This is a genomic window from Gillisia xinjiangensis, from assembly GCF_046298265.1.
Classification (GTDB): domain Bacteria; phylum Bacteroidota; class Bacteroidia; order Flavobacteriales; family Flavobacteriaceae; genus Gillisia; species Gillisia xinjiangensis.
Genome location: NZ_JBKAHK010000002.1, coordinates 865264 through 881188, shown reverse-complemented (window position 1 = coordinate 881188; position 15925 = coordinate 865264). Strand labels below are relative to the sequence as shown.

Genomic DNA, 15925 nt, shown 5'->3' with positions numbered 1-15925 from the left:
CCATTTTTAACAATGATTCATCACTAATAAATTTAATATCTTGCCGGAGGTTCTGATTAATTCCAACTTCATGAATAATGTTTTAAGATCTCTTATTTTGGTTGCCGGCCCATTATTATTTACAATCATGCAACTCATTGGCAAACCGGATTCCATGCCAGAGGCTGCTTTTGATGTGCTTTGTGTTACCCTCTGGATGGCACTCTGGTGGGTTACCGAAGTAGTTCCTATTGCCATTACTGCCTTGCTGCCAATAATCTTATTTCCTCTTACAGGTGCATTAAGCATTGAAACCACTACGGCTGCCTTCGGTCATAAATATGTCTTTTTATACCTGGGTGGTTTTATGCTGGCTGTGGCTATAGAAAAATGGAATCTCCATAAACGTATTGCCCTTTCCATAATAAATTTTATAGGAAGTGATATAAAAATGATCATTTTAGGATTTATGGCAGCAACCGCATTTCTGTCTATGTGGATCTCCAATACTGCAACTTCTGTGATGATGTTGCCTATAGGAACTGCAATTATTAGTCAGCTGCAAAACAATCCCGATACAAAAAAGGATGAAAATGCACTCTTCGGAAAAGCGCTCATGCTGGCAATTGCCTACAGCGCATCCATTGGAGGAATTGCTACCCTAATTGGAACTCCCCCAAACCTTGTATTTGCAGGAATTGTAGAAGAAATATATGGAATTGAGATCAGTTTTACAGCATGGATCATTTTAGGATTGCCTATTTCAATAGTCCTTCTAATCATTTGCTGGAAATATCTTACCGGAATTGCTTTTAAATTTGAACAACAGCAATTCCCCGGAGGAGAAGAGGAGATCAACCGTCATTTAAAAGATTTAGGGAAAATCAGCAAACAGGAAAAACGGGTACTGATTGTTTTTGGATTGACAGCCTTTTGCTGGATAAGCAGGTCATTTTTACTTCAGCCATTCTTTCCATTTTTAGACGATACCATAATTGCAATTATAGCGGCGATTTGTTTGTTTATAATTCCGGCGGGAATCAATGGAGACCGATTGATAAACTGGGAAGAAGCCGTACAAATTCCCTGGGGAATAATCCTTTTGTTTGGGGGTGGAATGGCTCTTGCGAAGGCCTTTGGGGATAGCGGTCTTGCCGTCTGGATTGGGGAGCAACTGGTAAACCTTGAAAATTTACCCCTTTTTGTGATAATTTTAATCCTGGTGATCGCTGTAAATTTTTTAACCGAAGTCACTTCCAATCTGGCAACAACGGCTATGTTATTACCTATACTGGCCACCATGGCCCTGGCTCTTGAAGTTCATCCTTTTATGTTGATGATAAGCGCTACCCTTGCCGCTTCATGTGCCTTTATGCTGCCGGTTGCAACTCCGCCCAATGCAGTTGTTTTTGGATCTGGGCATCTCCGAATCCCCGATATGATAAGATCCGGAATATGGATGAACCTGCTATCTATTGTTCTAATAACATTGGCAGTGTACTTCCTTTTACCGCTAATTTGGGATTTTAACCCAAAAATTATCCCGGATGGATTTCTTATTTCAAAATAAAAATCCTTTTAAAAGCAAAAAACCATCCCGGATAGGATGGCTTTGCCAGTACTTATAAATAACTCCTTTTAAGAAACCTTTTTAAGTTTCGTAATTCCAGATTTATCCAATTTATCTTCTACATACTCCCGGGTAACTTTCAGCTTTTTGACATTGCTCTCTGGCAATTCAAACATCGCATCGGTTAAAATAGCTTCACAAAGCGACCTTAGGCCTCGCGCACCAAGTTTGTATTCTATGGCCTGGGTCACGATATGATCCAGCGCCTCGTCTGTAATTTCGAATTTGATATTATCCATTTCAAACAATTTCTTGTATTGTTTGATGATCGCATTTTTTGGTTCGGTTAAAATAGCCCTAAGGGTTTCCTTGTCCAGTGGATTCATATAGGTGAGTGCCGGCAAACGACCAATTATTTCAGGGATCAAACCATAATCTTTTAAATCCTTTGGTATGATATACCTCAACAAATTGGTACGTTCAATATTATCCTCACTTTTGGAAGCGCTAAATCCTACCGCCTGCATATTCAATCTTTTACTGATATTGCGCTCAATTCCATCGAAAGCGCCACCTGCTATAAACAAAATATTCTCGGTATCGATTTCAATGAATTTTTGATCCGGGTGTTTTCTTCCACCTTTAGGCGGAACATTTACTGTCGTTCCTTCCAGTAATTTCAAAAGAGCTTGCTGAACACCTTCACCCGAAACATCCCGGGTAATAGAGGGATTATCACTTTTACGTGCTATTTTATCTATTTCATCTATAAAAACAATTCCGTGTTGGGCTTTCTCCACATTATAATCTGCGGCCTGCAATAACTTTGTCAAAATACCTTCTACATCCTCACCTACGTATCCTGCTTCTGTGAGCACCGTGGCATCCACAATTGCAAGAGGAACATTCAACATTTTAGAGATAGTTTTTGCCATAAGGGTCTTCCCTGTTCCGGTTTCCCCAACCATGATAATATTGCTCTTTTGAATTTCAATATCATCATCATTTTTTGGCTGCAACAATCTTTTGTAATGATTATAAACCGCTACAGACATCACCTTTTTGGTGTCTTCCTGTCCTATGATATAATCATCTAAAAATGCTTTTATTTTTTTTGGCTTGCTCAACATCAAATCTGCTGAAAGCTCCCCGTCCTGCCCCTGTTTTGATTCTTCTAATACAATTCCATGCGCCTGCTCGATACACTTGTCGCAAATATGCGCATCCAGCCCTGCAATCAACAAATTGGTTTCGGGTTTTTTCCTTCCGCAGAAGGAACATTCTAAATCATCTTTCGCCATTGGTTATCCTTTCAATTTTCAATTCTTCTGCTATGGAATTAAAATAATTCCGCAGAAAAACAAAAATAATTTATTTATCTCTTGTTAAAACTTCATCGATCATTCCGTACTCCTTGGCTTTATCTGCCTTCATCCAAAAGTCCCTGTCACTGTCCTCTACCAACTTATCATATGGCTGGCCGGAATGTTTGGAGATTATATCATACAATTCTTTTTTAAGGGTCATAATTTCACGTGCCGTGATCTCAATATCACTCGCCTGACCCTGTGCACCGCCCAAAGGCTGGTGAATCATAACTCTTGCATGCGGAAGTCCGCTTCGCTTGCCTTTTGCACCTGCACAAAGCAGTACTGCACCCATAGATGCTGCCATTCCTGTGCAAATTGTAGCAACATCGGGCTTGATAAACTGCATGGTGTCATAGATACCCATTCCAGCATACACACCTCCACCTGGGGAATTGATGTAAATTTGAATATCCTTGGAAGCATCTGTGCTTTCAAGAAACAACAATTGCGCCTGAATTATATTTGCGATTTGATCGTTAATTTGTGTTCCTAAAAAGATGATTCTGTCCATCATCAAACGTGAAAAAACATCCATTGCAACAGCATTCATTTGTCGCTCTTCAATAATGTTGGGTGTCATCCCCATTGGAGGGGTAACACTACTGATTATTTTTTCGTAATAATTGCTATTTATGCCTCTATCCTTGATGGCAAATTTTTCGAATTCTTTTCCGTAATCCATAGCTGTATATATTCTTTTTTTAAGTAAATAAGGCGTTATCCCAATTGGTTTAACGCCTTAAAGATATGTATAAAAATCAAGAAAGACTATTTGTAAATCTCTTTAACAAAGTCATCATAAGTCACTTCTTTTTCTTTCATTTTAATGTTTTCCTTGTAAAAAGCAAGCAGTTTTTCGTTGAGCAATTGCTCTGATAATCGCTTTACTTCTTCCTGATTTGAAAGCACTCTGGCTGCAATATCATCCAGTTCTTTTTCTGAAGGATCCATCTGGCCAAACTGTGCCATTTGCTCTTTTATTCTTGCAGTTGCAAACGCCTTAAGATCTTCAAATTTCACCTGAAGATCATTATCCTGAATCAGTTTTCCTTCAATTAGCTGAAAACGCAAACCTTGTTCACTTTTATCATATTCTTCCTTAGCTTCATCCACGGTTAAAGGTTTTTCACCTACGGTTTGTATCCATTTCTGAAGGAATGCTTTCGGAAGTTCAAATGTATTATTTTCGATAAGAGATTCTGTAACATCATTCAACAATTGCTGATCACTTTGCTGTGTGAATTGCTTTGCCGCATCTTCTTTGATCTTTTCTTTAAGTTCGTCTTCCGACTTCACTTCATCTTTTCCGAAAAGTTTATCGAAAAACTCCTGATTCAATTCAGCCAATTCCTGTTTGTTGATCTCAGAAATAGTGAAATCCACATCGATATCAAGATCGTGCGCATTATCGTGATCAATTTTAAGAAATTCTATCAACTGATGATCATCTTCAAAAAGACCTTTTGTTTTCAGGCTGATGGTATCTCCTACTTTCGCTCCAACAAATTTATTCAGATTTTTTTTCCCTTTCAGTTTTTCCAAAGGAAGCGAGATTGCGCTATCTATACCTTCTTCTTCATTTTTAAAAGTTCCTGCAACAACATCTCCCTCTTCAACAACATTTTTAGAGATAAGTTTCCCGTATTGCTTTTGAAGATGCTTGATTTGATTCTGGATCATTTCTTCACCGGCTACAATTTTGTAGTGTGTGATAGGCTTTTTGGTCTCAAAATCAACTTCAAACTGGGGAGAAAGTCCCAACTCAAATTCGAAGCTATAATTATCCTGATCCCAGTCAAAATTTTCCTGTTCTTTAGGAAGTGGATTTCCAAGAACATCCAGTTTTTCTTCGGTTAAATATTTATTAAGGGCATCCTGCAACATTTTGTTCACTTCATCTACCAAAACGGCTTTACCGTATTGCTTTTTAACAATCCCCATAGGAACATGGCCTTTTCTAAAACCAGGGATATTGGCATTTTTCCGATAATCCTTTAAGATTTTATCAACTTTTTGGCTATAGTCTTCCTTTGCGATATCTACTTTAACTACCGCATTCAATTCATCAATATTCTCTCTGGTAATATTCATCTTAACTTGTTATAAAAATTGGTGTGCAAAAGTACACAATTTTCGCCTTTTTACAAAGTATCAAAACACTGAATTTCAGCAGGCTTCTAATCTGATCCCAATAAAGAAAACAGGATAGATTGAAAAATGGAGAGCAAAAGGCTAAACAGCAAAGCGATCCAGAATCCATCTACTCCAAAACCGGAAATAAAAGCATCTGCCAGTAAAATAATAACAGCATTGATAATAAGCAGGAAAAGCCCCAAAGTTAAAATAGTAACCGGGAGCGTAAGCAATACCAAAATTGGTTTTACAATCAGGTTTAAAACTGCAAGAACAAGTGCCACAATAATAGCGGTTACATATTCGGCTACAGAAACACCGGGCAGAAATTCTGCCAATAAAAATACCGCCACAGCGGTTAATAGAATTCGGATAATGAAGCTCATTTTAAGTTGGTTTGGTTATTTTAACAAAAATGCAAAAAAAACGCCGGAGAATTTCCGGCGCTTTACATTTTGTGATTTAATTAATACATTTAAAACTTTCCAGCAGAAAGGCTATTGAACATCATTGCTTAAAGTAACTGTATTGTAATTTCCAACATTCACCATAGGAACAGTTGAGCCATAGGTTATATTAATACTTTCCATTATTTCATTGGCTATTGCAGCATATCCACGTGGAGTAGGATGAACTCCATCTAAAGAAAAAGCACCACCGGTTACAAACGTGGAGGTAAGTGTACCTGAATCAAAAGCAACTCCACCATTTGCAAGTTGGTTAAGCAAAGCCTTTATATCAACAAAGGCTAATCCGTTAGCCTGAGCCAGACCTTTAATTGTTGTATTATAGGCTGCGGTAGCAACAGCAATATTTTCAATTTCTTCCTTATCTAATACATCTTTATCATCAATACCACTCACGGCATTAAGTACAAGCTGTGCCTGTTCCATAGTTGGTTGTCCACCTTGTTGTAAAAGCCCTAATACCTGCATAACCTCCGGGGTTAAAACCACTGAACCATACCCTTCACCCAATGCCTGTTGATCTATTGTTAAAACCAACAATTCCTCTTCTGTCATTTGCCTGAATCCAAGTGGATTCATTTGAGACACGGGAACGTCTATTAAAAAGCGGTTTGGACCAGCATTAAAGGTTATAGCGTACTGTGCTGCTAAGGCTTGAGCCTGTTCAGGCGAAGCTCCCTGTTGAATTGCACCCTGGGCGAATATTCCGGCTACAGCCCGGAAAAATCCCGTTAGACTGGCTGCTGTTGCGGCATCAAGCGCAAGCGCATTGTTTGGAATAGTGGTAAAGTAAGGCACAGAAGTTACATCCGGAATATTCATTAGCACTCCGCCGGCCCCATTGGCTGTTAAGCCGGTCACCATTTGAGAATAAACAGATGCAAACACATTAGGATCTGTAATATCATTGGCACCATATGTACTTGGATCGAAATTTCCGGTTTGGTCTTCTCCTGCCCCTCCATTGGTAGCATATCCTAAAACATCATTATTTCCAATCCAAAGAGAGAAAAAAGTTGGATTTTGAGCCAGGGCATCCCCAATAATAGTTGCTTGGGGAGAAGAGGCAAAACGCACAAAATATGGATTTGCAGTTCCTATAGGAACACCCGCTATATTTCCATAGCCAGGGGCTACTAAATGATAACTTTTTGCTCCCGGAGCACCCATATTATTAAAAGGACCAGACAGTACGTTAGTGATATCGGTAGTTGGTGCCATTCCTGTATAAATTCGTGGAGATGGACCACTTGCACCAACCGCCAGCACTCTTCTATTATTAAAACCAGGTATTTGATTTCCTCCCATAAGAAGTCCTCCGGCATTATCGGCCATTAAAGGCTGGGTAAAACCATTGGTAACCTGCACCTTGGCAAATTGTTGCGCCATAATATTAGGAAAGGAATTTTCCTGTCCAGTAATATAAAGCGCTCCATCGGCATAACCCGAGGTAAGCGAATTTCCAAGTGCTACATAATTTGAAAAATCTGCTTCCCCAGCGGTATAAAAACCAGCCTGGTCTATTGGATTGTCTAACTCCGGCTCACAGGATAAAAAGCCCATTGCCAAAAACGGTAAAAATTTTATATAGTTTTTCATCTGTTTATTTTATTGTTTTTTATCGGTCATATATAACATCCATAATAATTATCCAGCTGTGGATCGACTTGCCGCTATGGATGTTTCATGTGTCTCAACTTCTTAAAATTATAATTTATAAGTAACTCCTAAGCCCAGAGTAATTGCACTATTTTTATAGGTCCCTTCAAAAGGAGCAGCTTGCCCATTCTCAAAGTAAAAATCATAGGAAGCATCTATTTCATCAAATCTTGAATAAAGAACTGCTGCATCAATAGCAAAACGGTCATTTACGTTAAAAGAAAGTCCTCCTGTAAAATTATTGGAATCATTTCGCGGGGTTTCCGGCGCGAAGTATCCAGCCTGAACCGGAGACTCATCAAAGTAGTAACCACCTCTAAGGGTAAACCTGTCGGTAGCGTCAAATTGCAAACCAAATCTGTAAACAGAAGAGCTTTGGTAGTTTCTGGCATTTTCAGAATCGGGAATACTTGGGTTTTCAAAATCCAGATCCAAGGATTCGTAAACGCTCCATAAAGTTTGGTTATAATCAAATGCAAACAACCATTTATCAAGGAACTGATAAGAAAGACCAACGGTTAATTCTGCCGGCAGCGGCAGGGAAGCATCAAATTTTGTATTTGTAAAAGGAGTTAAAGGAGAATTAGGAATGTTGCTAAAGGTTGCACCCCCATCTTCGGCCTCAATTATAATTTCTGAACGATAATTGAATCCAACCCGTAGTTTCTCGGTTGGAGTAAACATTGCAGATGCAGACCATCCCCAGGCAGCGACTCCACTTGCATCTACGGTAACATTACTTCTGTTTCCTTCAATATCGGTTAAAGTTCGGTTTAAGTTCCTGTTAAAGTTAACGCTTCCGTTTACGTAAATTGGCCCTCCACCTACGCTTAAATATTTTGAAAGCTTAATTGAAGCAAGGGCTTGTACATAAATGGCCTGTAATTCTATGTTGTTCACCAAATGCGATCCGGCCCAATCGTCTTCCCAGGCTACAGAACTTCCGTAAGGAGTATAAGCGCTTAATCCCAGTGCTAACCAGTCGGCAACTTTATAGGAGGCGTATAAATAGAATGGAGTTCCTACAGCGCTATCTGTTCTGGCCATTTGGCCAAATTCATCATTTTGCCATACTACATCAGAAAATACAGCACTTACCCCGGCCGATATATTTAATTTGTTTTCAAGATAAACCAACCCAGATGGGTTAAAAAAGCCCAATTCGGCACTGTTCACCACGGCAACACCGGTATGTCCCATACCCAAAGCGCGTTGACCCTGTAAACTCACCCGATACCCTCCGGCGTAAGTCACCGCAGCAGCTAACGTAAATACCGTTAGAAATAAAAGTTTTTTCATAATAAATTCAGGTTATATGTTTTAATTAAAATGTATAGCCCAAAATTACCATAAAATCCATATCTCGCAAGAAATAAGGACATTTTATTATGCATACATAATAATTTGATACTGCTATTCCATAAATCGCATAACTTCAGAATAAAACTCAGGCATCTTTTCGGCATGCACCCAGTGCCCTGCTCCCGGGATAGAAACAATTTCAGCATTTGGGAAATGATGCAGGATCAGGTTTTCATCCTCTTTGGTAATATAACCGGATTTTTCACCCTTAATAAACAAGGCAGGTTTTTCAAAATGGGCTTTAGAGGGTAAGGCTTTGCCCACCTCTTCAATCTTATCATTCAAAACTTCCAGATTTAATCTTAAGGCCAGTTTCCCCTTTGTTTTCCAGTATAGATTCTTCAGAAGAAATAACCGCGTGCCATCATCCTTAATAAAACTCTCCAGAAGTTTTTCAGCCTCACTTCGTGAAGTTAGTTTGGCTTCCTTCAAAGTAGCCAGACCCTCCATGATTTGCTTATGGTGGGGAGCATAATACTTAGGACTTATATCGACTATAATTAGCTTCTCAACCAAATCCGGAAATGTTCCGGCTGCCTGCATAGCTACTTTTCCTCCCATGGAATGCCCTAATAGCCCAATATTTTTCAGGCTATATCGGGTACAATATTCATTGATATCCTGAGCCATGACTTCATAGTTCATCTCTCCGGAATGCGGGCTTCTCCCGTGATTTCTAAGATCGAGAAGATGAACCTGAAAACCGGCCTCGGCAAATTTATTGCCAAGGGTTTTCCAGTTATCACCCATTCCTAAAAATCCGTGAAGAATCAAAAGAGGTTTTCCTTCGCCCAGAATAGTCGAATGTAAATCGATCATTACTTTAATAATTTTAAATATTTTTTAATAGTGGATTCCAGCCCAAGGTATAACGCCTCTGTAATTAAAGCATGGCCAATGGAAACTTCCAGAAGTTCCGGGACTTGTTCTTTAAAATACCGAATATTTTCCAGGGAAAGGTCATGACCTGCATTTACTCCTAATCCCATCTCTGTAGCTATCCTGGCACAATCGGCATAGATTTCCACAGCATTTTTATCTCCCAGCGCATAACGCTTGGCATATTCCTCAGTATAAAGTTCAATCCTGTCGGCTCCGGTTGCATGGGCGTTTTTTACCATTTCGGTATTTGGATCTACAAAGATGGAAGTTCGAATTTTATTTCTTTTAAATTCAGTGATCACTTCTTGCAAAAAATCCTTGTGGGCTATGGTATCCCATCCCGCATTGGATGTGATCGCATTTTCCGCATCCGGAACTAAAGTTACCTGCTCCGGCTGTATTTTTAATACCAGATCTATAAATTTTTTAACAGGATTACCTTCAATATTGAATTCGGTTGTTAGAACTGTTTTTAAATCCAGCACATCCTGGTACCGTATATGCCGCTCATCTGGCCTTGGGTGCACTGTTATTCCCTGTGCTCCAAATATTTCAATATCTTTGGCAAATTGAAGAAGATTTGGAACATCTCCACCCCTGGCATTCCGCAAAGTGGCTATCTTATTGATATTTACGCTTAGTTGAGTCATTATTTTATGCTTTTGATGAACAAAAATACAAAGATGAGGAAGCCTAATTGATCTTTATTTTAATTAATTTGCAAAAAAATGAAGCTGAATCATGAGCCTTGAAAACTATATAATCAACGATTTTGAAATTCGTAATCCGGAGGAAAAAATAAGAGACCTTCAAAAATTGCTGAAGGATTTAAATTACACCCATATCCCAATGGGTAAAGACGGGGTATATCTTGGCTCTTTTTCTATTAATGACATTCGTACTTTTGAAGCAGATAAAACATTGGGAGAGCACCCATATGCCCTGGAAGGATTTTTTGTTAGAAACACGGTTTACTGGCTGGAAACCCTTGATGTTTTTGCGCGAAATCAAACCAACATCCTACCGGTTTTAAGCCTGGATAACACTTATTTGGGTTACCTGGAACTCGCCGATATTATCAACCATTTTAATACTACCCCATTTCTAAATGAACCGGGAGGTATCATTGTAATTGAAAAAGGATCCAAGGATTATTCTTTTAGTGAAATTGCCCAAATAATAGAATCCCATAACGCGGTTCTTTTTGGACTCTTTATTTCTGAAAAAACCGACGGGTTAACCAAAATCACTGCAAAACTGAGCTCTACCGGTTTAAATGAAATACTCCAAACCCTGAGAAGATATGGGTACACCGTTATTTCCGAACATCAGGAAGATAGTTTCAACCAAAGTATGGACGATCGTTCAGAATACCTGGACAAATACCTTAAAATTTAAGCATGAAAGTAGCCATCTATGGTCAGTTTTATCATTCCAACTCAGGAAAGTATATAGAAGAGCTCTTACACGCTCTGGAACAGGACAATATTGAGGTTTTTATAGAAAAGAATTTTTTAAACCTTATTCATCTCAATAAAACAGTTACCAGGGAATATAATCACTTTAGCACTTTTGATGAACTTGACGCATCCTACGATTTGTTTTTTAGTATTGGCGGAGATGGAACGATCTTAAAATCCATCAATTTCATCCGGGACCTGAACATTCCCATTTTAGGAATCAATACCGGGAGGCTTGGGTTTTTAGCTACAATTCAGAAAGAGGAAATCAAACAAACAATTTCAACAATTCTGGAAAAAAAATATTCTATTTCTGAAAGAACGGTTCTTTGCATAAAAACAGATCCTGAGAACGATGAGATCAAGGACACCAACTTCGCATTAAATGAGATTGCCGTAAGCCGAAAAAACACCACCTCCATGATCACCATAGAAACCTGGTTAAATGGCAATTATCTCACTAGCTATTGGGCAGATGGATTAATAATTTCTACCCCTACTGGATCCACAGGCTATTCCCTTAGTTGTGGTGGGCCTGTAATTATGCCAAATACAGATGCCTTAGCAATCACTCCAATAGCACCTCATAACCTCAACGCACGGCCCTTGATTATTAAAGATGACACTACTATTACCTTAAAAGTTTCAGGAAGAGAGGATTTTTATCTGGCTTCTATGGATTCGCGCCTGGCTTCTCTAAACAATAAAACGATTATTACCATTACCAAGGCGCCGTTCAAAATCCATATGGTAGAACTTCACCCCGACAGTTTCGTAAAAACATTACGTCATAAATTATTATGGGGTGAAGACCGCAGAAATTAAACAATAAAAACGTTCAAAACTTGTTTATTAAGTGTACCTGACCCCTCAATTTGTTATAGGGCAAACATTATTGTTATATTTGCAAACTTTTTAAACTTTATGAAGCACCTTATATCACTACTATTTATGTTTGCTTTTTTCACATCTTCCTTTGCCCAAACCTACGAAGTAGGTGCTTTTATTGGTGGTGCAAATTATATAGGTGATGTTGGCAGCACTGCATACATAAATCCCAACAGCCTTGTCGCCGGTGGAATGGGGAAATGGAATATAAGTGAGCGGTATGCATTTAGACTAACACTTCTTTATGCTGAAATAAATGCCGATGATTCCAAATCAAGCGACGTTAGAAGACAGCAAAGGGCTTACAGTTTTTCAAACAATATAGCAGAAGCATCCCTGGGGATAGAGTTTAATTACTGGGATTTTGATTTAACAAAAGCAGATGCCCAACAACAAAGCACACCTTATTTATATACAGGGATTGTTTATTTTAATTCAAAACATCAATATTTAAGTGCAAACCCACCTGCGGGAAGGCTTCAACCTCAAGGCGATAACTGGGAATTCGCAATTCCAGTAATACTGGGTTATAAACAAACCCTAACCGAAAATGTTATAGCCGGAATTGAATTTGGTGCACGCTACACTTTTACAGATAATATTGATGGGAGCACCCCTTCTGAATTGTTAGGAAGACGCGACCCGCCAAGAGAATTTGGAAACAGGAATACGAATGATTGGTATATTTTTTCAGGGATAAGCCTTACGTTTACATTTGGAAAAAAACCATGTTATTGTCATTTAAATTAGAATGTTTAAAGAAAAAATCGATTTAAATAAGCTACCTAAACACATTTCAATTATAATGGATGGGAATGGGCGCTGGGCCAAACAAAAAGGCCTTCTTCGGGCACTGGGCCACGAAGAAGGAACCCAGGCGGTTCGCGACGTGGTTGAAGGCAGCGCTGAATTGGGGATAAAACACCTTACACTTTATGCTTTTTCTACTGAAAACTGGAACCGGCCAAAAAGGGAAGTAGATACCCTGATGCGATTGCTCGTTTCTTCCTTAAAAAAAGAAATTAAAACCCTGCAAAAAAACGACATCCGGTTAAATGCTATTGGAAACCTTGAAAATTTACCTAAAAAAGCTCAAAGGGAGCTTGATGAGGTAATTGAAAAAACCAGGGATAATTCCCGTATGGTCCTTACCCTGGCGCTTAGTTACGGTTCAAGGGAAGAATTGATACACGTTGTTAAGGAACTAAGCAAAAAAGTAAAAAATGAGGAAATATCCCCTGATGCTATTGATGAATCAATTATAAATCAGCATCTTTACACCCGAAATTTACCAGACGTAGATTTGCTTATTAGAACCAGTGGAGAACAAAGAATAAGCAACTTTTTGCTGTGGCAGATAGCCTACGCCGAATTATATTTCACAAATATCTTATGGCCGGATTTTCGAAGGGAAAATCTATATGAAGCCATTTATAATTATCAAACCAGAGAACGAAGATTTGGAAAAACCAGTGAGCAGATTAGTTAGTACAGGTACATCAATAAAGTGGTTCAGCCTTTTTGCCTGTTTTTTTATGTATACTTTATCATTTCAGGCGCAGGATCTACCTTTAGGTGAAGGGAAAAAATATACCATAGGAAATATAGAAGTTACCGGAACAGTTAGTTATAACGAACAAACCGTGATTGCCTACACCGGGCTCAAACCCGGAGAAGAAATATTCATTCCCGGCGACCGTATAAGCAAGGTCCTTAAGAAATTGTGGGATCTTGATCTTTTTAGCGATATCAATATCTACATCACCAATATTGAAGGGGATGTTGCAGATCTTGAACTGGAAATTGTAGAAGTACCAGAACTGGCTGAAATAAGGCTACAAGGCATAAAGAAAAAATCGGCACAGGAAGAACTCATAAAAGAAAACAACTTAACCCCAGGGGTTAAAGTGACCGAGAACCTTATCACAACCACCAAAAATTATATTGAAAATAAATATAAAAAGGATGGTTACTTCAACACGAAAGTGGCAATTAATACTTCTCCTGTTGTAGATACTGCTGGAGTAGGCAGGATAAACATGGTGGTCAATGTAGACCAGGGTGAAAAGGTTAAAATTGACGAAATCGATTTTATTGGCAACGAGCAATTTACCGATTCAAAACTTAAAAGTGCGATGAAAAACACCAAGGAAAAAAATTTCTTCAGGGTTTGGAAACGTTCAAAGTATGTGGAAAAAGATTTTGAAGAAGATAAAACCAAGATAATAAACAAATACAAGGAAAAAGGATTCAGGGATGCCAGAATTATTTCGGACACACTTATTATAAAGGATCCTAAAACTATTGCACTTAAAATTAAACTTGAAGAAGGATCCAAGCATTATATTGGAAATATTGATTTCATAGGTAATACTGTTTATACAGATGAGCAGTTAACCAGAGCTTTAGGAATAAATAAAGGAGATGTCTATAACGGAGTATTGCTTAAAAAACAAATAGAAGACGATTCCAGTCCGGATTCCCAGGATTTAACTAATCTTTATAAGAACAACGGTTACCTGTTTTCACAAATAAACCCAGTTGAAACACGTGTTTATAATGATACCATAGATTTTGAAATAAGGATCATTGAAGGCAAAGAAGCGTATTTTAATGAAATTAGCGTGGTAGGGAATGATAAAACCAAAGACCATGTAATTTTCCGGGAACTTAGAACAAAACCGGGTCAGAAGTACAATCAGCAGGATGTTATAAGAACTATTAGAGAACTTGGACAACTTGGATTTTTTGATGCCGAATCCATAAGTCCCAATTTCAAAAATGTAGATCCCAACAGCGGTACTTTAGACATCGAATATGGTGTTGTTGAAGCCGGAGCCAGCCAGATAGAACTTCAGGGAGGTTATGGTGGAGGTGGTTTCATTGGTACTCTTGGATTATCCTTTAATAACTTTTCCATCGCCGGAATATTTGATAAGGAAGCTTACAAGCCATTACCAATGGGTGATGGTCAAAAATTATCCCTAAGGGCGCAGGCCAGTATTTTTTACCAGACTTACAGCCTTTCTTTTGTAGAACCATGGCTTGGAGGAAAAAAACCGGTAAGTTTATCTACTTCTTTTTCCTATACCAGACAATTCTTATTTGACCCCAGGTCAAGAAAGGCAGATAAATCCAGAAGTTTTGATATCCTGGGAGTGAATGTAGGTTTGGCAAAAAGATTACAATGGCCGGATGATTTCTTCACATTGTCACAGGCAGTTGGATTCCAGCGCTATGATTTAAACAATTACAATACCGGACTGTTTACTTTCGGGGATGGATTTTCAAATAACCTAACTTATACCCTTGGACTTAGCAGAAACAGTTTAAGAGTAAATCCTATCTTCCCTACGGGCGGGTCTGATTTTAGTGTAACCGCAAAATTTACACCTCCATACTCCCTATGGAATGGAATTGATTATGCGAATTTAGCCGATCAAAGAGAGTTTCAGCTGGAAGATGGAAATGGCAACTTAATAAATCGCGACGGAACCAGGTTAAGGCCGGGACAAACCCCAATTGGGGATGCATCCAAAATCGATCAGGAAAAATTTAATTGGCTGGAATTTTACAAGATTAAATTTAAAGCCGATTGGTACACCACTTTATTCAGCTTTAGCCCCAGTAAAAACCTTGTTTTAAAATCGGGGGTTGAATATGGATTTTTAGGAGCCTATAATAACGACCGGGGAATTCCTCCTTTTGAACGGTTTTACCTTGGAGGGGACGGTCTTGGTGCTTTTAGCCTGGACGGAAGAGAAACCATTGCATTAAGAGGTTACCCTAATCAATCGGTGGTTCCATTGGACAGAACAAGTTTAAGCGCAGCAACAGATCAGGATGGAGCCACAATTTTCAATAAATACTCCCTGGAATTAAGGTTCCCTATCACTTTAAAACCAATGGCATCCATTTATGCCTTAACATTTATTGAAGCAGGGGCTTCTTATGACAATTTCAGGGACTTTAATCCGTTTCAGTTAAGCAGATCTGCCGGTGCAGGACTGCGTATATTTATGCCCCAATTTGGATTGCTTGGAATTGACTTTGGGTACGGTTTTGACCCTGTTCCAGGGCAAACAGGGCCTAATGGTTGGGAAACCCATTTTATAATTGGACAGCAATTCTAGTTTTGGCACGATTATTTCTAAC

At 38.7% G+C, this 15925-nt stretch carries 14 protein-coding genes; 6 read left to right on the top strand and 8 right to left on the bottom strand.

Annotation, left to right across the window (positions count from 1 at the left end; genetic code table 11):
• The first annotated feature begins 70 nt into the window (after positions 1–70).
• Positions 71–1549, top strand: coding sequence for an SLC13 family permease (locus tag ACKGJN_RS05075; protein WP_409538344.1), 1479 nt, complete (start codon positions 71–73; stop codon positions 1547–1549).
• 68 nt (positions 1550–1617) lie between these two features.
• Here ACKGJN_RS05075 and clpX read toward each other — a convergent pair whose 3' ends face one another.
• The 8 genes from clpX to ACKGJN_RS05035 all read right to left on the bottom strand — a co-directional run bounded on the left by clpX (position 1618) and on the right by ACKGJN_RS05035 (position 10072).
• On the bottom strand, positions 1618–2850 hold the full coding sequence (gene clpX, locus ACKGJN_RS05070) for an ATP-dependent Clp protease ATP-binding subunit ClpX (protein ID WP_409538343.1): 1233 nt from the start codon (positions 2848–2850) through the stop codon (positions 1618–1620).
• Between the two features lie 70 nt (positions 2851–2920).
• Positions 2921–3601 (bottom strand): ATP-dependent Clp endopeptidase proteolytic subunit ClpP, encoded by a 681-nt coding sequence (gene clpP, locus ACKGJN_RS05065; protein ID WP_409538342.1) that lies wholly within the window; start codon positions 3599–3601, stop codon positions 2921–2923.
• 86 nt (positions 3602–3687) lie between these two features.
• The gene (gene tig / locus ACKGJN_RS05060; RefSeq protein ID WP_409538341.1) at positions 3688–5010 is read right to left on the bottom strand and encodes a trigger factor; all 1323 of its coding nucleotides are present in this window, start codon (positions 5008–5010) and stop codon (positions 3688–3690) included.
• Between the two features lie 86 nt (positions 5011–5096).
• Positions 5097–5438 carry a phage holin family protein gene (locus ACKGJN_RS05055; protein WP_409538340.1) on the bottom strand — a complete coding sequence of 114 codons (342 nt, stop codon included), beginning with the start codon at positions 5436–5438 and terminating at the stop codon, positions 5097–5099.
• Between the two features lie 111 nt (positions 5439–5549).
• A complete protein-coding gene (locus ACKGJN_RS05050) occupies positions 5550–7118 on the bottom strand; it encodes a G-D-S-L family lipolytic protein (protein WP_409538339.1) in 1569 nt (522 codons plus the stop codon).
• A 108-nt stretch (positions 7119–7226) separates the two neighbouring features.
• Complete coding sequence (locus tag ACKGJN_RS05045; RefSeq protein ID WP_409538338.1) at positions 7227–8477, bottom strand: OmpP1/FadL family transporter; 1251 nt, start codon at positions 8475–8477, stop codon at positions 7227–7229.
• A gap of 114 nt (positions 8478–8591) precedes the next feature.
• Positions 8592–9359, bottom strand: coding sequence for an alpha/beta fold hydrolase (locus ACKGJN_RS05040; protein ID WP_409538337.1), 768 nt, complete (start codon positions 9357–9359; stop codon positions 8592–8594).
• Complete coding sequence (locus ACKGJN_RS05035; protein WP_409538336.1) at positions 9359–10072, bottom strand: pyridoxine 5'-phosphate synthase; 714 nt, start codon at positions 10070–10072, stop codon at positions 9359–9361. Before ACKGJN_RS05035 ends, ACKGJN_RS05040 begins: the two co-directional genes overlap by 1 nt.
• A 91-nt stretch (positions 10073–10163) precedes the next feature.
• Here ACKGJN_RS05035 and ACKGJN_RS05030 point away from each other — a divergent pair, with 91 nt between their 5' ends.
• The 5 genes from ACKGJN_RS05030 to bamA all read left to right on the top strand — a co-directional run bounded on the left by ACKGJN_RS05030 (position 10164) and on the right by bamA (position 15903).
• Positions 10164–10820: an acetoin utilization protein acuB gene (locus tag ACKGJN_RS05030; protein WP_409538335.1), complete on the top strand. Its 657-nt coding sequence runs from the start codon at positions 10164–10166 to the stop codon at positions 10818–10820.
• A gap of 2 nt (positions 10821–10822) precedes the next feature.
• A complete protein-coding gene (locus tag ACKGJN_RS05025) occupies positions 10823–11707 on the top strand; it encodes an NAD kinase (protein ID WP_409538334.1) in 885 nt (294 codons plus the stop codon).
• A gap of 99 nt (positions 11708–11806) precedes the next feature.
• Entirely contained in the window at positions 11807–12520 is a 714-nt protein-coding gene (porG, locus tag ACKGJN_RS05020) for a type IX secretion system protein PorG (RefSeq protein WP_409538333.1), read from the top strand.
• 1 nt (position 12521) lies between these two features.
• Positions 12522–13259: an isoprenyl transferase gene (locus ACKGJN_RS05015; protein WP_409538331.1), complete on the top strand. Its 738-nt coding sequence runs from the start codon at positions 12522–12524 to the stop codon at positions 13257–13259.
• Entirely contained in the window at positions 13192–15903 is a 2712-nt protein-coding gene (bamA, locus tag ACKGJN_RS05010; protein WP_409538330.1) for an outer membrane protein assembly factor BamA, read from the top strand. Before ACKGJN_RS05015 ends, bamA begins: the two co-directional genes overlap by 68 nt.
• Positions 15904–15925: the final 22 nt, after the last annotated feature.